This window comes from Haladaptatus sp. R4, from assembly GCF_001625445.1.
Lineage (GTDB): Archaea > Halobacteriota > Halobacteria > Halobacteriales > Haladaptataceae > Haladaptatus.
The window spans coordinates 991,996-1,010,802 of sequence record NZ_LWHG01000011.1 but is presented as its reverse complement, the minus strand read 5'-3'; the positions used below and the strand labels follow the sequence as shown (position 1 = coordinate 1,010,802).

Annotated in this window: 14 protein-coding genes, 1 tRNA gene and 2 pseudogenes; 10 read left to right on the top strand and 7 right to left on the bottom strand. The window is 61.9% G+C overall.

The genetic code is table 11. The annotated features are described in order from the left end of the window. Nucleotides 1–209: 209 nt before the first annotated feature. Nucleotides 210–1,034, top strand: coding sequence for a transcriptional regulator TbsP (tbsP, locus tag A4G99_RS08860; protein WP_066142053.1), 825 nt, complete (start codon nucleotides 210–212; stop codon nucleotides 1,032–1,034). An 81-nt stretch (nucleotides 1,035–1,115) separates the two neighbouring features. Beyond that, on the top strand, nucleotides 1,116–2,822 hold the full coding sequence (locus tag A4G99_RS08855; RefSeq protein WP_066142050.1) for a YcaO-like family protein: 1,707 nt from the start codon (nucleotides 1,116–1,118) through the stop codon (nucleotides 2,820–2,822). 307 nt (nucleotides 2,823–3,129) lie between these two features. Here A4G99_RS08855 and A4G99_RS08850 read toward each other — a convergent pair. The 3 genes and pseudogenes from A4G99_RS08850 to A4G99_RS08840 all read right to left on the bottom strand — a co-directional run bounded on the left by A4G99_RS08850 (nucleotide 3,130) and on the right by A4G99_RS08840 (nucleotide 5,662). After that, nucleotides 3,130–4,259 (bottom strand): annotated as a pseudogene (locus A4G99_RS08850) (DUF63 family protein). Nucleotides 4,260–4,302: 43 nt separating this feature from the next. Beyond that, nucleotides 4,303–4,770, bottom strand: a complete 468-nt coding sequence (locus A4G99_RS08845) for an Lrp/AsnC family transcriptional regulator (protein ID WP_066142047.1) — start codon at nucleotides 4,768–4,770, stop codon at nucleotides 4,303–4,305. A gap of 97 nt (nucleotides 4,771–4,867) precedes the next feature. Continuing rightward, nucleotides 4,868–5,662 (bottom strand): inositol monophosphatase, encoded by a 795-nt coding sequence (locus A4G99_RS08840; protein ID WP_066142044.1) that lies wholly within the window; start codon nucleotides 5,660–5,662, stop codon nucleotides 4,868–4,870. A gap of 88 nt (nucleotides 5,663–5,750) precedes the next feature. On the opposite strand from A4G99_RS08840, the gene A4G99_RS08835 reads away from it, so the two are divergent. Both A4G99_RS08835 and A4G99_RS08830 read left to right on the top strand, forming a co-directional pair. Then, nucleotides 5,751–5,835 (top strand) — tRNA-Leu (locus tag A4G99_RS08835). 389 nt (nucleotides 5,836–6,224) lie between these two features. Continuing rightward, nucleotides 6,225–6,422, top strand: a complete 198-nt coding sequence (locus tag A4G99_RS08830) for a hypothetical protein (RefSeq protein WP_066142042.1) — start codon at nucleotides 6,225–6,227, stop codon at nucleotides 6,420–6,422. A 224-nt stretch (nucleotides 6,423–6,646) separates the two neighbouring features. Here the strand turns inward: A4G99_RS08830 and A4G99_RS25865 are convergent, their stop codons facing one another. From A4G99_RS25865 to A4G99_RS08820, 3 genes and pseudogenes are all read right to left on the bottom strand, one after another. Beyond that, nucleotides 6,647–6,817, bottom strand: coding sequence for a hypothetical protein (locus A4G99_RS25865; RefSeq protein WP_190303726.1), 171 nt, complete (start codon nucleotides 6,815–6,817; stop codon nucleotides 6,647–6,649). 606 nt (nucleotides 6,818–7,423) lie between these two features. Continuing rightward, nucleotides 7,424–9,114: pseudogene (locus A4G99_RS08825) on the bottom strand (Na+/H+ antiporter). Nucleotides 9,115–9,289: 175 nt separating this feature from the next. Then, nucleotides 9,290–10,870: a S8 family serine peptidase gene (locus tag A4G99_RS08820; RefSeq protein WP_066142039.1), complete on the bottom strand. Its 1,581-nt coding sequence runs from the start codon at nucleotides 10,868–10,870 to the stop codon at nucleotides 9,290–9,292. 215 nt (nucleotides 10,871–11,085) lie between these two features. Here A4G99_RS08820 and A4G99_RS08815 point away from each other — a divergent pair, with 215 nt between their 5' ends. From A4G99_RS08815 to hmgB, 5 genes are all read left to right on the top strand, one after another. Continuing rightward, a complete protein-coding gene (locus A4G99_RS08815) occupies nucleotides 11,086–11,550 on the top strand; it encodes an NYN domain-containing protein (RefSeq protein ID WP_066142037.1) in 465 nt (154 codons plus the stop codon). 46 nt (nucleotides 11,551–11,596) lie between these two features. Then, the gene (locus A4G99_RS08810; RefSeq protein ID WP_066142035.1) at nucleotides 11,597–12,445 is read left to right on the top strand and encodes a TatD family hydrolase; all 849 of its coding nucleotides are present in this window, start codon (nucleotides 11,597–11,599) and stop codon (nucleotides 12,443–12,445) included. 247 nt (nucleotides 12,446–12,692) lie between these two features. Further along, entirely contained in the window at nucleotides 12,693–13,274 is a 582-nt protein-coding gene (locus tag A4G99_RS08805) for a DUF2150 family protein (protein WP_066142032.1), read from the top strand. A 44-nt stretch (nucleotides 13,275–13,318) separates the two neighbouring features. Next, nucleotides 13,319–16,006 carry an Ig-like domain-containing protein gene (locus A4G99_RS08800; protein ID WP_066142029.1) on the top strand — a complete coding sequence of 896 codons (2,688 nt, stop codon included), beginning with the start codon at nucleotides 13,319–13,321 and terminating at the stop codon, nucleotides 16,004–16,006. Between the two features lie 68 nt (nucleotides 16,007–16,074). After that, nucleotides 16,075–17,412, top strand: coding sequence for a hydroxymethylglutaryl-CoA synthase (hmgB, locus tag A4G99_RS08795; protein ID WP_066142026.1), 1,338 nt, complete (start codon nucleotides 16,075–16,077; stop codon nucleotides 17,410–17,412). Between the two features lie 172 nt (nucleotides 17,413–17,584). On the opposite strand, the gene A4G99_RS28675 is transcribed toward hmgB, so the two are convergent. Continuing rightward, nucleotides 17,585–17,719 carry a hypothetical protein gene (locus A4G99_RS28675; protein WP_255359070.1) on the bottom strand — a complete coding sequence of 45 codons (135 nt, stop codon included), beginning with the start codon at nucleotides 17,717–17,719 and terminating at the stop codon, nucleotides 17,585–17,587. 42 nt (nucleotides 17,720–17,761) lie between these two features. Here A4G99_RS28675 and A4G99_RS08790 point away from each other — a divergent pair, with 42 nt between their 5' ends. Continuing rightward, nucleotides 17,762–18,772 (top strand): helix-turn-helix transcriptional regulator, encoded by a 1,011-nt coding sequence (locus A4G99_RS08790; protein ID WP_066142023.1) that lies wholly within the window; start codon nucleotides 17,762–17,764, stop codon nucleotides 18,770–18,772. The last annotated feature ends 35 nt before the right edge of the window (nucleotides 18,773–18,807 follow it).

Sequence of the window (18,807 nt, the reverse complement as noted above, 5' to 3'; positions counted from 1 at the left end):
TAAAATTACGTGATATTGTGCGATCTGGGCACTCTCGCGGCAACACTGAAAAATTCAAATTCACTGAAGAGATTTCGGAGATCAGGCCGATATTATACAAATTTAGAGATTATAATTACGTCGTTGACTAATTGTTCATGCTACATAACCTATGATTTCCGTTGAGTTCGAGCGTTAAAATTAAATACATGAATCTCTTCCCTGCTACCATGGAAACAAAATCGAACCTCTTGAACCAAAGCGTCCACGAAATCCTGCAGACGGTCATCGATCAAGGTCCCGACGTCATGCTCGTCGTGAACCCATCCGCGAGCGCGATCGAGGACCTCATCGACGCCGCGACGGAATACGAAGGTGACCTCCCCGAGATGCGCATGCTCGCGGACGAGGGTACCCTGAAGGACGTGATGGAGGACTTCATCATCGCCAGTAACGCCGCAGACCTCATCGACGAAGATGCACTCACCCTTCGCACGACTGACGACACCTCCGGCAACTCGCTCCTCGTCACCGACGACGTCGTCATCGCGCTCGTCACGGCGGGCGACCGCGTGGGCGGTCTCACCTCGGACGACGACGACTTCGTCGACGCCGCATACGGCACGTACTCGGAGTTCTGGGACGACGCAGGCTCCTTCTCGCTCCGCACGCCCCCGATCACGCGCGTCCGCGAGACGCTCGGCGACGAGATCAGCCCCGAGGCGGAAGACGACTTCAACAGCGTCCTCGCGTCCCTCGAAACCGCACGTGGCGACGGAGACGGTCTGGACGAAGTGACGATCAGCCTCCTCGTCGCGGCCAAAAACGAGGCACTGCTCTACGACATCAGCAAGTGGGGCGAGGACGTCGGCATCGCAAGCAAAGCCACGTTCTCCCGCACGAAGACCAAGCTCGAAGACATGGGCCTCATCGGCACGGAAAAGGTCCCCATCGACGTCGGTCGCCCACGCCTCCGCCTGAAGCTCGCCAACGACGAACTGCAGAGCGCGGACACCGACCAGCTCGCTGGCGTCGCACAGAGCATCCTCAACTAAGCCGAACTCCTTCCGTTTTTCAGTACCCGTGAGCGGTAGCTATCCGCCGTATTTTTGCCACCACGCTGTCTCGTCCCGTTCATGAACAGCGTGCTGGGCGTGGTCGGACAGGGACGTGGTGCGGATGCGGTCGTCGCGGCGCTCTCGGATATCGAAGGAAGCGTCGAAGAACTCGACGACGACGCGATCGACGAGGCCGATTTCGCGGTCGTCATCGACGAGGTCGGTGCACCCGTTTTCAGGCGTGCAAATCGCGCGGGGATTCCGTGGATCGCCGTGGAACTCGGTGGCGTCGGTGGACACGCGATCACTGAGGTAGATGCCGCGGTTTCCGGATTTTCCCCGGAGACGGCCTGTTTCGACTGTCTCAGCGCACGCGTGGTATCGAATCGAGAGGAAGATGGAGAAAACGTCGAGTACGACGGCGTCACCGAACGATACGCTGGCGCGGTCGCGGGACGGGAGGCGGCGAGACTCGCAAGCGGGGAGGAATCGTCGCTCCTCGGTGGGGTTCGAGAGATTCCCCACGCCGAACGGCGACTGTTCCCGGTTCCGGGGTGTCCGACGTGTGGAGAACCACGGGACAGGACGCTCGGTATCGCGTACGAGGAGCGAACGCTGGACGATGCGGTGGGCCGTGCGGAACTGGCGATGGACGAGCGGATCGGAATCGTTCGCTCGCTCGGCGAGGTGTCGTCGTTTCCCGTGCCGTACTATTTGGCGTCCACCGCGGATACGAGCGGGTTCAGCGACGCACGCGCGGCGGCCCAATCGGCCGGTGTTTCGGCCGACTGGGACGAAGCGTTGATGAAGGCGCTGGGTGAGGGGATGGAGCGTTACTGCGCGGGAATCTACCGCGAGGAGGAGTTCGCGGTGGCACGGCCGTCCGAACTCGGGAACGCCGTATCACCCGCCGAATTCGTGCGCCCGACCGGGTGGGAAGACCCGAGCGACGAAGAGATCGAATGGGTGTCGGGTCGGAATCTGACGACCGGTGACCTGGTTCATCTCCCGGCCGAGTTCGTCCACTTCCCGCCGCCGTCGATGCGGTTCAAGCCATCCATCACTACCGGGTTAGGGTTGGGCAATTCGACGGTAGAGGCGCTTCTGTCGGGGATATACGAAGTCATCGAGCGCGATGCGACGATGCTCGCGTGGTACTCCACGTTCGAACCGCTCGGATTGGCCGTCGAGGACGGGGGCTTCGAGGCGCTGGTCAAGCGAGCACGCGCGGAGGAACTGGAGGTGACGGCCCTGCTGGTGACACAGGACATCGACGTTCCCGTGGTGGCCGTGGCGGTTCACCGGGAGGGCGAGTGGCCGAAGTTCGCAGTCGGGTCAGGTGCGAACCTCGATCCGGACGCGGCGGCACGGTCGGCTCTCGCGGAGGCGTTGCAGAACTGGACGGAACTCAAGTTGATGGGGAAGGAGGATGCGGCGAACGAGGACGGGTCCATCGGCCGGTATGCGGCGTTTCCGGACGCGGCCCGGGAGTTCGTCGCTCCCGAGACGACGATACCGAGTTCGAGCGTCGGATCGGCGGTTCCGGAGGGCGTGGAGGAGTTGGAAACCGTAGTGTCGCTGGCGAGGGACGCATTTCAGGTCTACGGTGCACGGCTGACCACGCGAGACGTCGCGTCGCTCGGATTCGAGGGAGCTCGTGTCCTCGTGCCCGACGCACAACCGCTGTTCACCGGGGATGCGTTCTTCGGCGAGCGTGCGCGGACGGTTCCCGGCGAACTCGGGTTCGAACCGCGTCCCGATCGCGAGCCACATCCGTATCCGTAGCTATCACCGCGATTTCGAACTGCCTTCGGAGAGAGATATGAACCGCGCTAGCTAGACACATGGGTTTTATGTGGGGGGTGGCCGTAACTACTATGGTAGAGGGTGTAAATAATGGGTAATTCTTCATACATGTCCGGAGTGGTAACCGTATGACGACCGAGTTCGACCTATCGTGTGCGACGTGTGGGTCATCCCTATCGAAACGAAACATAAGTATCGACCAACTGAACGCGGGATCAGTCGAAGTTGCGGAATGTCGAAACTGTGGCGACCGATACTTCCCGGAATCGACGTTGGAACGGTTCAGTTAGATTCCGAACGTTGCCCGAAGCATATCGCGAGTCCCTGGACCGAGACCGACCGCGACGATGGCGATGAGGAGCAGAATGGCGTAGCGAGGGCTTTCTTCGAATATTTGCTCGTCGAACACCCAAACGACGGCGAGCGCGGCGACGATTTTTACGAGTAGGAACGGCCATGCCGTCCCGATGACGTTGGTTATCGACGGGGGAAGTACACCGGACGTGATGTCGATAATCGCCCGGTTGACGGGGTGCTTCGCGGTGTAGGGACCCGGGAGACCGAGCGCACCGGACCAGTCGAGAACGGCGACGTTTGCGATGCCGTCCACCGAGTGCCCCCAGATGACGACCGCACCGATGGCGGCCGTTCCCGCGTTGACTTCAGGGGCGAACCGCTCCACCAACCACCAGACGATTCCGGTGACGAGCGTCGCACCGCCGAGGACGACGACGAGTATCTGCGGATAGAATTCGAGTTGACTCGTCGTCATCGCAAGCACGACGAGATGGCCCACCGTGAGGGCGAGTACGAGCGTTCCGATTCCGGCGAGCGGATATTCGTAGTTCTCGACGATACCCCGTCGTTCGAGGGCAACGCTCACGACGAGTGCCGCGAGGGTGACGGCGAAGACGGTGAAATAGATCACCGGGCTGATGATGAGGGTGTTCCACGGGAAGGGGATCGAGCTGTGCCCCGCTCCGAGCGCGTTGTTTGCGTCTTCGACGACCCGAAGGGCACCGCCGAAGAGCATGAACGGGAAGAGCGCGAAGAAGAGGCCTCGCTCCTCGCCGACGTTCAGGCGGCGGAGCAGGAAAACGACGCCCATCAGCGCGACGATGAGCGTAACGGCGTAGCGACTTCCGAGACGAAAGTGTAACCGGGAACGGCAACCGGACCGGGCGCTGTCGCGCACGTGCCCGCGTCGTAGATGTATTTCGTCGCGCCGCCGCTACGGACGGCACACTCTGCTCCTTTCGCGTCGGCCAGTACGGGTCCCCAAAAATACTGCCAGATGAAGCCGTCGTACACTTGTTTCGGGAAGGCGAGCGCACCACCGACCAGGGCGACGATGGCGGCGGCGACCGCCCCCAACCACAGGCGCTCGTTTTCGAGTCCCTCGCTTGCGGTATCCATATCGCACGAAGCGAAGCGAACAGGTTTTAGGGTTCCGGTCTTGTCACTCCTCGGAACCCATCTTCAGGGGGAGTTCGTTGCTTTCGTAGGGCGACCCGAGGACGACCATCGTCTGTGAGCGGGCGAAACCGTCCATCTGCGCGATGTTGTCGAACATCAGTTCGCGGAGACTGTCCGCGTTCTCGGCGTACACCCGTGCTAAAACGTCCCACGACCCAGTAGTGAGGTGAACCTCCTGAATTCCCTCGATCCCTTCGAGTCGTTTGAGCGTGTCCTTCTCACGACCCTGTTCCACGCGGAGACCGACGAACGCGGAGATACCGAGCGATATCTTCTTCGGGTCCACGCTGGCGTGATAGCCGGTGATGACGCCCGCTTCTTCCATCCGGTTGACGCGGTCGTGAACCGTCGCACTGGACATGTCGATCTGCCGTGCTATCTCGCTGAACGGTGTTCGTGCGTTCACTTGGAGGGCTTTCAGAATGGCGCGGTCTGTGTCATCCAGGTTCATATCGCTACGGTAATGCCCCACCGCTAAATAATTGTACACCCGCATCGGAATCGAGTCGCAAATAGGAATTATAAATCATAATCGTCTGCTTTCGATGCTATTTTTCCGCCTCGCGAGCCGCCGCGAGTACGTCGTCGTGTGCCTCCCCGTTGGAAGCGACCAATCCCCGACTTTCGGTCGTCCACGAGTCGCCGTGAATGTCCGTCACCGTTCCGCCCGCCCGCCGAACCATGAACACGCCCGCGACCGTGTCCCACGGGTTCGGGACGACGTTCGTCACGGTGCCGTCGAGCGCACCGCTGGCCACCATCCCGAGAACGATTTGGGCACACCCGAACCGACGCATGTCGCCGAAGCGCTTCACGATTCCCTCGACGGTCGCGGCGTACTCGTCCCGCCGGTCGAACTCCCACCAAATCGTCGGACAGACCGTGAACGTCTCGGGGTCCGTGCGGTCGCTGACCGAAATCGTCTCGCCGTTCAGATACGCGCCGTCCTCGTTCGCCGTATAGACATCACCCAGCGCCGGGCAGACGTTCGCGGCCGCGACGGTTTCGCCCTCGCGGACCGCCGCGACGCTGGTCGTCCACAGCGGAATCCCGCGGACGAAGTTGTTCGTCCCGTCGATGGGGTCCACGACCCACACGTCGCCCTCCGCGGGGACTTCCTTCAGCGCGTCTTCCTCCTCGCCGACGATTGCATCGTCGGGAAACTCGGCTTCGATAACCTCGATGACACGGCGTTGACTCCGGCGGTCGAACTCCGTCACCACGTCCGTCTTGTTGGATTTCGTCTCGACTGCGAGGTCGTGTCGGAAGCCCTCGGACGCGATTTCGCTCCCTGCGGTCGCGGCGCGTTCGGCCAATTCGAGGCGGGAATCGACGTTCGTCATGGTTCGAGAGGCGCGGCGATATGGAAAAGGAGTGTCGTTTCTCGATTCGGAACGTTTTAACACCCGGAGGATGGAATAGAAACTGCGTGCGAGGGTAGCCAAGCCCGGCCAACGGCGGCGGACTCAAGATCCGCTCCTGTAGAGGTCCAAGGGTTCAACTCCCTTCCCTCGCATGTCTGTGCGCAATCAACTGAGCGCACGACTGCGAACGAAGGGCGTTGAATGAGGCCAGACGGAACGTCTGGATGTAGTTCAACTCCCTTCCCTCGCACTCACACGAGTGCAGGAAGACCGCAGCGAGCGTTCTTCCCTCGCAACAACGCGAAGGGGCCTAACCACAGGCTCTCGCAAAACTTCTGACGACAATAAATAGAGAGCGATGGCAACGAACTGGAGAGAGGTGAGTTCGGGGTTCAAAACGCTGGTTTCTGCCGAATTTTCAACCTCACAAACCAATAGAATTAACTCGTCGTAGTCAAAATTCCCACGGGAAGTAATCGGGGTATTCGCTGAAAGGCCAGTGTCAGAGCACTGACCCCGATTGCTTCGAGGCTATCGAAGCATGCCAAACAACGAACCTTCTCAAGAAAAGAGTACCGTCACCGAACAGACTATCCTACGTCTCAACGGACTCGGTCCCGCCGATGTGGACGAGGAGTTACTGGAGTTGATTCACGACCATTGTGAGGGACTCGACAGCATCTCGATTGAAACGGTTGGAGAGTACCCAACTGGCTACAGCTGCAACAGGGGATCGTAACAGCGGATTCAACGCTGATTTTTTCGTAAGAGTGGTGTCGTCGGTCGGTTCTGAAGAGACATGTTTGGTTAGTTTGTTAGTGGAGTTGCTGGGACGTAAACCGCCTCGAAAATTGCCCCCGCTCCAAGTCGTGGTTGATGATTCTGCGATTTCAGTTACCGAGAAGACGACTTCGAAAGCCCTCGCCACGCTCGTTATGACACGACTTTCCTAGTTTTGCGATTTCAGTTACCGAGAAGACGACTCGAAAGCCCCCGCCCGCTCGCGGTCGCTCCACGAGATATCCGCGTCCGCACCGCGTGCGGATAGTTGCTCGTGTAGACGACCACGTAAACGCGAGCGACGGCCCCTTTCAGTCCCACCCCGCCCCGCATCCGCCCCGCCGCCGCCCACACGCCTCCCCAGCCTCCTCGCTCCCGCTGGTCGCTCGTCCCTCGCGCGGGCGCACAGTAGTGCGCCTTCGCGCGCCGTGCAGTTGGTCAGTATCGGCTACCCCGTCCAGCCGGGTGGCTCGCGCTGACACCGGCCGGAGGCAAGTGGTTTGCCGACGGTCGGTGCCGATAGCGTGCGAGGGATGACGACCGAGGAGCGCTAGCGACGAGCGGAGTTCTCGTGAACGAAGTGAGCGAGAGCACGGGAGAGCGAAGCTCTCCCGGAGGAATCGGCTGGGGAGGTGTGTGGGGACGTCGCGGTGCTGTGTTTGGGTGTCCTCGTCAGAGCTTTGCTCTGACGGTGGAATGAAAGGGGCCGCCCGCTCGCGTTTATCGTGGTTGTTGTGTGGGCCACTATTCTGGCCGAACGTGGCGAAGAGGCCAGAATATCCCGCACAACAACCGCGAGCGTGGCGAGGGCTTTCGAGGACTGCCTCTCAGTAGCTGCAACCACACATCAATCAAACACGTCTCATAGCGAACGCGCGAGAACTTTCTGGGTCGTCTTCTCAGTTACTGCACTTCCGAGAAAAGCAGAACCGACTACAACTCTTCCCCACTGTCGCTTTCCTAGTCGCCGGAGGACGTATCGAGGCCGTACTCCTTCACGCGAGCGCGCCAGAACTCCTCGTAGGCTTCGTTGTCGGGGTCGTCGCGGACAGTGCTCTGACCAGTATCGACGCGGTCGAGTTTCAAGTCCACTTCCTCCAACAGTCGTTCACCCACGTCGTCGCTGATGACGCCCGAGCGCATGGCGTCCATGACGGCGCTCTTTTCCTGTTTGAGGACGCGGCGCTCGCCGACGAGAAGTTCCTCCCGGCGGAGTTCGGGGTTCTCGTGGAGCAGGCGGGAGATGGTCGTGTTCAGGTCGTCCTTTTCGGCCTCGTACTCGCCGCGGAAGTCGTCGTACACGTCGCCCGGGAGGTCACCGCGGTTGTGGAGGCGGTCGGCGGCTTCGAGCGCGGAATCGACCGCACGCGCGCGCCCGAGGAGGAGTTCGTACAGTTCCTCGGTCTCGGTTCGGGTGACGATGTTCAGGCGGTCGAGGAGGTTGCTCATCGTCAGCCCCTGGACGATGAGGCTGAACGCGGCGACGCCGAACACCATCGAACGGAGTTCCCCGATGTGCGGGAACTCGACGGAAGCCCCAGTACGAGCGCGATGGGAATCGAGGCGTGTAGGCCACCCCACACCATCACGTGCTGATAGGAGAACGGAATATCGCTCCGAGTGAATCGGTTGACCGCCTCGGTGAAGGGGTAGACGGTGATGGCGCGGACGACCAGCGTGAGGACGATGGCGATGACGATGAGTTGCCAGTTATCGACCATCTGGTGGATGGGCGTCTTCGCGCCGATGAGGACGAAGATGAGCGTGTTGACGAGGAACGCGGCGGTGTCCCACGTGTTGAACACGGAAATCTTCGTTTGGGGGCTCATCGCGTACTCCGCGCCGCGGTTGCCGATGAGGAGTCCGGCGGTGACGGTTGCGATGACGCCGCTGACGTGGAAGTAGTGTTCCGCGAGCAGGAAGCTCCCGTAGGCGAGGATGAGCGTGAGGACGATTTCGGTCATGTGCTCGTCCAGGTTGACCATGACGCGGTAGATGAGGTAGCCAGCGGCGAGGCCGACGACCAAACCGCCGATACTGGCGACGACGATTTCGATCGCTGTGTTACCGATGACCTTCGGGGTGATGAGTTTCGAGAGTTCGATGTCGTTCTCCACCGACCGTTTCACGAGCACGAAGAGCGCGGAGAAGACGACGACGCCGACGCCGTCGTTGAGCAGGCTCTCGCCCTCGACCAGTACCGACAACCGCTCGGGCGCACCGAGTTCCTCGAACAGCGCCAAGACGGACACCGGGTCGGTCGGGAGGATCATCGCGGCGAACAGCGTGGCGAGCAACAGCGGATAGCCGAAGGCGTAGTGGCCCATCACCCCGAGAATGAGAATCGAGACGATGAGGCCGGGAACCGCGAGCGTCAACACTAACCCGAGGTTCTCGCGGAAGCTATCGAGGTCGGTGGTCGCCGCGCCCTCGAACAGGAGCGGCGGCAACAGCACGAGCAGGATGAGGTCGTGTGTGAGCGTGATGTCGATGTTGATACCGAGTATCGAAACGGCGAGTCCGGCGAGGAGGAGGGCGATAGTGTAGGGAAACCGTCCGACTTTGGCAACGAAAACACCCACGCTCGCCGCGATGATGAAAACGGCGAGGAGGTTGATGAGTCCGGCGGTGATTCCAGTCGGCTCGACCATGACCGACGATTTGTCGTAGCGAGGGATAAACCGCGTGGTGTCATCCGGTGTAAAATTCGGAGACGGCTCCACTGCCGTAGTTCGAAACCGGCGGATAGCGAACCGCGGTGGAAATTTCGCAACGTCGTCACTCTTCGGCTGTGAGAACGAGAGGAGGGGACCAATCGAATGGGAATTACTGGTATTCCGTGATCGTCACGGTGTAGCTACCCGACCCGCTGTAGGAGTCCACGTCGATCTGCATGTCGGTGGACGTGTCGGGACTGTCGATGGTGATCGTTTCCTGGCTGTTCGTGGTGGTGGACGAGTAGTCGTAGCTGCTCGGACTCGCCGCGCTCGACGTTCCCGTGTTGACGTAGAGGTCGAAGTCGGCGTCGCTCGGTCCGTCGAGTTCCACGACGACTTGGCTCGGGCTGCTGTAGTTCCACGACCACGTGTAGTCGGCGTAGTCGGAATAGCCGGAGAGCGAACCGCTGGCGGATCCGCTCGTGGAATCGCTGCCGCCATCGCCACCGCCGCCGCTTCCGCTGCCGGGATCGGTAGTAACGGCGTTGTAGGCATCGACACGGCCGCTGCCCTGCTCATCCGAGGACAGGCCCACGTCGACGGCCGTGTTCTTGAGGTGGCTTCGGAGCTCCGAGTTGGTGAGATCCCACTGTGCGAGCGTCAGTCCGGCGACGCCGGAGACGACGGGGGTTGCCATCGAGGTACCCGAGAGCTTCTCGTAGGAACCGCGCGTTTCGGTCGTCGTCGAGAGGACGTCCACACCGGGGGCACAGAGTTCGACCTTGCTACCGTACTGCGAGAAGGAAGCGAGGTTTCCGTTCGAGTCGATAGCGGAGACAGCGAGACATTCGCTGTATCCCGCCGGGTACGAGACGCTGCCGGAGCCGTCGTTACCCGCTGCACACGCGATGAAGACGCCGTTGTTGGAGGCGTAGGTAACCGCGTTCTTCATCGTGCTCGTGTAGCCACCGCCACCGAGGGACATGTTGATGACGTCGGCACCCTGGTCCGCGGCCCAGCGGATGGCGTCCGCGATGTCGGACGTGGAACCGCTGCCGCCCTCGTCGAGCGCACGGCCGTTGATGAGCGAGGAGTTACCCTGTCCTGCGACACCGGTGCCGTTGTCGATGGCACCGGCGGCGATGCCGGAAACGTGGGTCGCGTGGTACTCGTCCTGCGGCGCGTCCGGGTACGGGTCGCTGTCGTCGTCGGCGAAGTCCTTTCCGGGGTCCGATTTGTAGTTCGCCTGCAGGTCCGGGTGGTCGTACTGTGCACCCGTGTCCACGACGGCGATGGTGACGTCGTGACTGCCGAGGGTGGTGTCCCACGCGTCGTCGGAGTTGACCATCTGTGGCGCGTACTGCTGGCTAAATTTGGGGTCGTCCGGCGTGAGGTACGTCGAGTGCGTCGTGTTCTGCTCCGCGTATTTGATCCCTTCGCGCTTCTCGATTGCGTCGATGAAGCTCTGTCGGGCCGAGTCGGGCATCGCGCTCGGGAGCTTCACTGCGACGTAGCGCAGGTGTTCGTTCTTGTGAACGACGTTGATGTCCATCGGGGATTTTGCGGTGACTGCCTGTTCGATGTCACCGTGACCGGCCGAAACGCCGACCAGAATCTCGTCCTCTTTCGGTCCGGGCTCACGACCGGGCGTCGCCATCGTAACGCCACTCATGGCCGCCGCCGCACCGGCTGCACCTGTTGCTTTGAGGAATGTACGTCTATCGAACCGCGATATGTTGTCGTCTGCCATACGGCAAGTTAACGAAGTTCGCATATGTATTTAAATTTTATCCATTAGAGATGCTGAAATCTTTCCGCCCGAACAAATAAATAAAAGCTAGAGTTAAGAGTATTAATTAATTCTGTGCTGAACAAGTTTACTGATGTTAAATCAATCACTCTGGTAATAGGTCGGGCAAAGAACGAACCGCCACCGCTATGTCCCGCTATCGTCTATCTCGGACCATGAGCGGCGGCTTGCGGTCTCTCCACGAGGGAGACGGCGACGAACACGAACGAACTGTTGCACTCTTCGTCGACGGACCGAACGTCCTTCGGGACGACTTCGACGTCGATCTGGACGACGTTCGAGCGGCGGGACGGCAACTCGGACAACTCGCGACGTCGCGTCTGTACCTCGACGAGCACGCGACACCGGGGTTGATTCAGGCGGCGGAAGCACGCGGTTTCGAGGTCGTCATCACGAGCGGCGACGTGGACGTGAAGCTCGCCATCGACGCGACCGAACTCGCGCTCGATGACCAAGTGGACGTCCTCGCAATCGCCTCCCGGGATACGGATTTCAAACCCGTCCTCGAAAAGGCGGCCCGAAACGGGATTCGGACGGTCGCCATCGCGCCCGGCAAGTACGGCCGGTCGGACGCGCTCCAAAACGCGGCCCACGAGGCGTTCGTCCTCGAAGACGAGTAAATCGAAAAACCACGGGCGTTTTTTCGCTGGAACCCAACGAACACGTATGAACGACCTCGGGACGCCGGTACTCGACGATCACCTCCATCTGGACCCCGACCACGGCCGGGGCGTCGAAGCGGTCAAGGATTTCGCACGGAGCGGCGGCACACACCTACTCGTCGTCAACAAGCCGTCTTGGTTGCTCGGCGTCGAAGCCGAAACGGGTGCGGACTTTCGAACCGTCTTCGACACGACGGTCGAGGTGGTAGAACGGGCGAACGAAATTCTGCCGGGCCGAGCGTGGCCCGTCCTCGGCGTGCATCCGGGACTCGTCTCGAAACTGGTGGACGACCGTGACTTCACGCCCGCGAACGCGCGTGACCTGATGCAATCGGGACTCGAAGTCGCCGCGGAGTACGTCGCGGACGGGCGGGCCGTCGCCCTGAAATCCGGACGACCGCACTACGACGTGACCGACGAGGTGTGGGACGCCTCGAACGCAGTCCTTCGACGCGCACTGGAACTGGGCGCGGAGACCGGAAGCGCGGTTCAACTGCACACCGAAGCGACGGACGATCTGACCGAGGTGGCCGAGTGGGCGGAGGCGGCAGGCTTGCCACCGGAACGCGTGGTCAAGCATTACGCGGGCGGCGAACTGGCGGGTGTGACGCCGAGCGTGATGAGCGACAAGGACCGCCTCGAACTCGCCGTCGAGCGCGGCGAACCGTTCCTGATGGAGACTGACTTCATCGACGACCCCGACCGTCCCGGTGCGGTAATGGGGCCGAAGACGGTCCCCCGACGAGTGTCGTGGATGCAGGAACGGGGGTACGACGAGGCGATTCGAACGGCCCACGTCTCGACTCCCGAACTGGTGTACGGACTCGATACCGAGGCGACGCTCACGGAGTGACCTGTCGCTCAACTCCGAGGCGACGCTCTCGACGTGAGCCGTCGCTCGGGAGTCGGTTTTTACTTGCCAACCGATCACACGGCCATCGTGCAGGCTTTTTGATCAGTTTGGGGCTATCCTAACGTCGATGGACGGCGAAACATCCGCACGTCCCGGTGTAGCATGAGTTTTTCGGCCGTTTTGGGCGGTCTCACCCTGTTGAGGCAGCCTCGGAGGATTTATGAATCGTGCTACGCACGAAAGAGGTATGAGCGCTCCTCCAGAGGAGTTCTACTCCGAAGAACGCTGGCAGAACTGGTTGGACAGAATCAAGGACGAGGAAATCGATCCGGAGGACGAGGATTCCGCACGGCTCCTGCTTAACCTGCAGGACGACGTGGCGATCGCCGTCGCCAAAATCGTCACCGCGTACGACGACGAGGACATCGACGAGGAGACGGCCCTCTCGGAACTCACCGACATCCGAGAGACCGTCCTCGGCGAGGTCGAATTCGAGGACGAGGAGAAAGCGATGCTCATCGACGGCGTCCAGACGAGCCTGCTCTGCGTGTTTTACGCGTCGGAGGAGTACGTCGCACAGGGGCCCGCCGAGGACGCGCCCGTCGAGGACTACATCATCGAAGCCGAGAAGGCCGAAGAAGCGGAGGATTTGGACTCCGCGCTCGGTCTCGTCGCGGCGGGTGGAACGCGCATCTTCGCGGGTGACGAACTCGACATATCAATCATGGAGGAGATGGATTACGGTCTCGTTACGGAGTGGGTAAACGGCCTCGACAGCCTTCAGAGCGCGATGAGCGACCCGGAGCTCGTCGAAGAAGACGACGAGTAATCGAGTAACAGGTTTTTTATCCTTTTCACGTATCTGTCTCACGCATGACGTTCCGGTCGGACGACCGTGGCGTGACCGTGCAGGTCGGCGCGATTCTCCTGTTCGCCACGCTGGTCGTCGCCATGTCGCTGTATCAGGCGACTGCCATCCCGAGTCAAAACGCGAAGGTCGAATTTCGTCACGACGAGCGGGTACAGAGCCAGATGCAGGACGTACGCAACGCGATCCTCCGCACGGCCGCGACCGGAGCAGGCCAACCGACATCGGTCACGCTCGGCACGCAGTATCCCGGACACGTCCTCTTCGTCAACCCACCATCCGCCTCGGGAACACTCCGAACGCGGGAATCGGGAACGGTCGAAATCGAGAACCTGAAGGCGACCGACCCGGAGACGGCCGACTATTTCGACGCCAGCGAACACTCGTTTTCGACCCGGTCGCTCGTCTACGCGCCGGACTACAACCAGTACGGCAGCGCGCCCGACACGGTGTACGAAAGCTCCGTTGTCTACAACCGCGGACGTGACGGCAACGCCACCCTGACCGGCCAGCAACTCGTCGAAGGAAAGCGGATCACGCTCGTCACGCTGGACGGGAACCTCTCCCGAGCGCAGTCGGGAACGGTCAGCCTCGACCCACAGGCGCTGAGTCCTTCGACCGTGACGCGCACGATTTCGGTGCAGTCGGACGGGAGCGACCCAACGATTCGCGTGCCGACGGCCCTCTCCGAGGAGAAGTGGAACCGATTGCTCGCGGAACAGAAAGCGAACGGCTACGTCGAGAGCGTGAGCGTCGAGGACGGCATCCTCGAACTCACGCTCCGTGGAGAGGAAAACGGGTCCCCCGTCACCTACGACCTTCGAATGGCGAAGATCGGCGTTGGATCGGGGACGAAAGCCACGAGCGAGGAGTACATCACGAACGTCAGCGGCGGCGGGAACGTGGCAGTCGGAACGACGACGACGCTCGTCGCGGAGGTGCGCGACAGGTACAACAACCCCGTGAGCGGCGTCACCGTGAACGCGAGCGGCGGGACGACGGCGGGAAGCCATCGGACGGACGACCAGGGACGGGTTCGGTTCGAATACGACGCGACTGCACCGGGTGACGAAACGGTGACGCTCTCCATCGACGACGGCAGCGCGGCACGCGAGCGCGTCGAGTTCCCCATCCACGCGGTTGCAGGCGGCACTGGAGGTGGGAGCGGCGGTGGAAGCTACGACGTCGAGTGGGTTGCGTCGAACGGACTCGACTGTACCCCCTCGCTCGACGAGTGTACCCTCGACAGGAGCGAGCGCCCGTCCGCCACGCTGACGGCGAACGTTACCTACGACGACCAACCCGTCACGGGGACGAACGTCGATTTCGGTCTCAACCGAACGGGGATCCTGAGCACGTCGCCGACGAGCGCGACGACGGATTCGAACGGGGAAGTGCGGACGACCATCGAGGCGAGTTCGACGGGCGACGTGAGACTGCTCGCCGCGAGCGGCGGAGACGCCGACCCGGTCCTCGTCCACGTCGTTCGAACGGACGGGATACCCGGTCGGTTCGTGTACGGGAACGACGCCATCGCAGTCGATGGGCCGGACGATGGCGACACGAAGGGCGGAGTCGAGTTCAGCCTGCGGAACGGGTTCGCTCAATCCGCCGCGATCACGAACGTCGAGATCGATCCCGCCGACACCGGTATCAATGTCATCGCCGACCGGTCCGGTGACGACGGTTCGGTCGGGCACAGCGAAGTCGTCGTCGAAACGGACCACGACTCGGGGTACGTGGATTTCAGCGACCTCTATTTCCCGACCGCCCGGGACGGAACTTACCTCAGGAACTCATACGACCTCGATGACGACGGTCGCGTACACGGCCACAACCCCGTCGTGTCGAGCGACGGGACGGCGACGTTCTCGCTGTACGAACTGTTCCGGGGTAGCTACCGGAACGGGTATCGGAACGTGGACATGGCTGGGAAACGGGTGACCGTCACCGTCGGTTATCGCTTGGAGAACGGGACGACCGGCGAAAAGCGGGTCACGTTCGTTCCGAGCGGGAACGACGGTAACGATGGAAACGGCGACGGCGACGCGCGAACGCCACGGATAGAAATGCGAGTGGACGACCTTTCGCACGTGGATCAAGACAAGGTGCGATACACCACGTCCTACGACGTGACGGGGACCAATTCGTCGTTCGAGCGCGTGCAAGTCGTCACCGACGACCTTCAACGTGGAAACGACGCGAAGGAGACGAACGCGTCCGCGTCGAAGCGTGGCAGTGCCGCCTACCGATTGAACTACGGTTCGGACGAACGGTGGCGAATGACGGTGCAGGTCGTCTACGAACACGCCGACGGGACGGAGTACGTCGCGGCCGAGCGGTCGATAACGGACGAAGCGGACAGCCTCGATCCGGACGGAAACGACGACTTGAGCACCGCCGACAGCGCGACCATCGACTCGTACAGTGTCGACGACCGGACGAAATACGGCCAACCGCGATACACGCTCGACTACGACCTCTCGTCGGGAAGCGATTTCAGCAGAGTCACCGGCGCGGCCATCAGCCGCGGAAACGGGGACGCCGTATACGACAGTAGCACGGACCGCCACGGCACGTTCCGGTTGGACGGCGGGTACGGCGGTGGAACGAAATTCACGATAAAACTGCTCGTCTACGATTCGGACGGCATCGTCGTCGACTCCGTCGAGCGATCCGACACGGCCGGATAGCGTTTCGACGACCGTCGATACTTCTATCGACAAAAACTTATACTGTGTTATGCAACGTGGGGGCAAGAATGACCGCCGTCGGTATCGACGCCATCGAAATTTGGACTGGGAAGCTGAAACTCGACCTCCCGGAGACAGTCGCACCGGTCAAAGACAAGGATCCGGCGTACTACACGAAGGGATTGGGACTGAACGCCAGTTCGTTCCCCGACGCGTACGAGGACATCGTGACGATGGGCGCGAACGCGGCCCATCGACTGATGAAGCGCAAGGGACTGACGCCGGACGACATCGGTCGTATCGACGTCGCCACGGAGAGCGCGTTCGACAACTCCAAGCCCGTCTCGACGTACATCGCGGGCTGTCTCGAACAGGTGTACGACGGCGACTTCCACCACGCCAACAAAGGTGAGCGCAAGTTCGCCTGTATCGCCGGAACCCAGAGTTTGGACGACGCCTACAACTGGATCAAGGCGGGCCGCAACCGCGGGCGCTCCGCGCTCGTCATCGCGACCGACACGGCGCTGTACGCCCGCGGCGACCCCGGCGAGGCCACGCAGGGTGCCGGTGCTGTGGCGATGCTCATCAGCGAGGACCCGTCCCTCGTCGAACTCTCGACCGAACAGGGCTACGGCAGCGCCGACGAAACGGACTTCTTGAAGCCCAACCAGCAGTTCCCCAGCGTGGACGGCAAGCGGTCCATGCAGGTGTACCTCGCCCGCATGCGCGAGGCGCTGGAGGACTTCGAGCGCGCCGGTGGGGAGACCCACCCCGGCGATTACGTCTTCGGTCCGTACCACACGCCGTTCCCCGGAATGGTCCGCAAGGCCGGGTTGTTCGCCTTCCGCCACACGATTCGGGACACGGAAATCGAAGACGACCTCGCTGCCGAAATCGGCCACCAACCCCGCGAGCAGGACTACGACAACCGCGAGCAGTTCGAGGAAGCCATCAGCGCGTACATGGACGACCTCAAGGCGACCGAACAGTACCAGGAGTGGTACGCGAACACCATCGAACCGACGCTGCGCATCTCGCGCGAGGTCGGCAACTGGTACACCGGGTCGGTCCACATCGCCCGCGCCTCGGCGCTCCAGTACGCCGCCGAAAACGACATGGAAATGGTCGGCAAGAAGCTCCTCGTCGGCTCCTACGGGAGCGGCGCACAGGCCGAAATCCACGCCGAAACCGTCCAGGACGGCTGGGATGAGGAAATCGACCAACTCTCCATCGACGAGCAGATTCGGAACCGCTACAACCTCTCCTACGACGAGTACGAGCAGGTCCACGACCGGCACAACCACGACAAGCGCGTCGAACTCGACGACTTCACCGAACCAGAAGACGAGTTCGTCTTCACCGGCCGCGGCGAGATGGACGAGCGCGTCTACGAGTACGTCGAATAAGACGGCGGAGAAGGACAAAGACGGCCGGGAAGAACGGCGATTTTCGTTTTGCGCTGCGGGTCTATTTTCTGCGAACTGTCCTTCACCACGACTGCAATCGTTGTTGGGCGCGGAGGCGAGCCAACGCGAAGCGGTGGCGAGCGAAGCATCCGCCGTCGGGTGTGCCTTCTGCCTAGTCGCTGAAGTCTGCTCTCCAGTCGAAGAACCACCGTCTGTTGAAGTCGTCCCACTTGCTGTTTTCCTCCACGTAGTCGCCGTGAGCGGACGACTTATCCGAGTCGCGCCCGTCCGTGCAACTAAGCGACACACGTCCGACTCCGAAAATCCACCCGAAACCACACCGAACGAAATGACCGAAACCGAGCCGGAACCCCAGACGGCGGACGAACTGCCGGAGACAGTCGAAACCGAACTCGATACCGGACTCGATGCCGAAACCGAGTTCGAAGATGATTCCGAACCCGAACTCGTCCTCGAATCCGACGCGGAGGAAGTGGACCCGACGGACGCCTTCGGCGTCCTCGGCAACGAGGTTCGGATGGCCGCGCTCCGCGCGCTGCTCGACGCCGAGGCGGACGGCGAGGACACGCTGGCGTTCTCGGACCTGTTCGAGGCGTCGCCAGCCGACAATACGGCTGGCTTTTCGTACCACCTGCGACAGTTGGCCGAGCACTTCGTCCGGAAGACGGACGGCGGATACACCTTGACCTACGCCGGGCGGGAAATCGCGCGGGCGATTCGCGCCGGGACGTACACCGATAGCGTGGATTTCGACCCGATTCGGATCGGCGACCCGTGCCCGTTCTGCGGCAAAGAGGAACTGGAAGCCCACGGCGAGGACAACTACGTCGTCGTCGAATGCCGGGCCTGCGAACGCCCGACGCTCACGTTACCGTTTCCGCCCGGTGGCCACCGCGCCCACGACCCCGACGGCCTGCTGACGGCGTTCGACCGGCACCACCGCCACCGCCTGTCGCTCATGGCCGACGGCGTCTGCCCGGAGTGCAGTGCCCCGGCGAACGCACACGTGGAGTATCACGATGCAGAAAACGACGAAGCCGACCACCGCCGCCCGCAGGTCCAGTTCGACTGCGAGCGCTGTGGCTGTCGGCTTCGCTCGCCGGTCACGCTCGCGGTGCTGGAGCATCCGGCGGTCATCTCGTTCTACCACCGCCACGGCATCGACATCCGGGAGCGCCCCGTCTGGAACGTCGGCGAGGAGTGGCGCGAAGCAGTCGTCTCGGAGGACCCGTGGTGCGTTCGGGTTTCGACGGCGGTGGACGGCGACGTGCTGTCGCTGTTCGTCGCCTCGAATCTGGAGGTCGTGACGGTGCGCGAAACGGGGCAGACCGCGTCCTGAGAGGTCAAGAAACGCTGCGACGACCACCTGCTCAC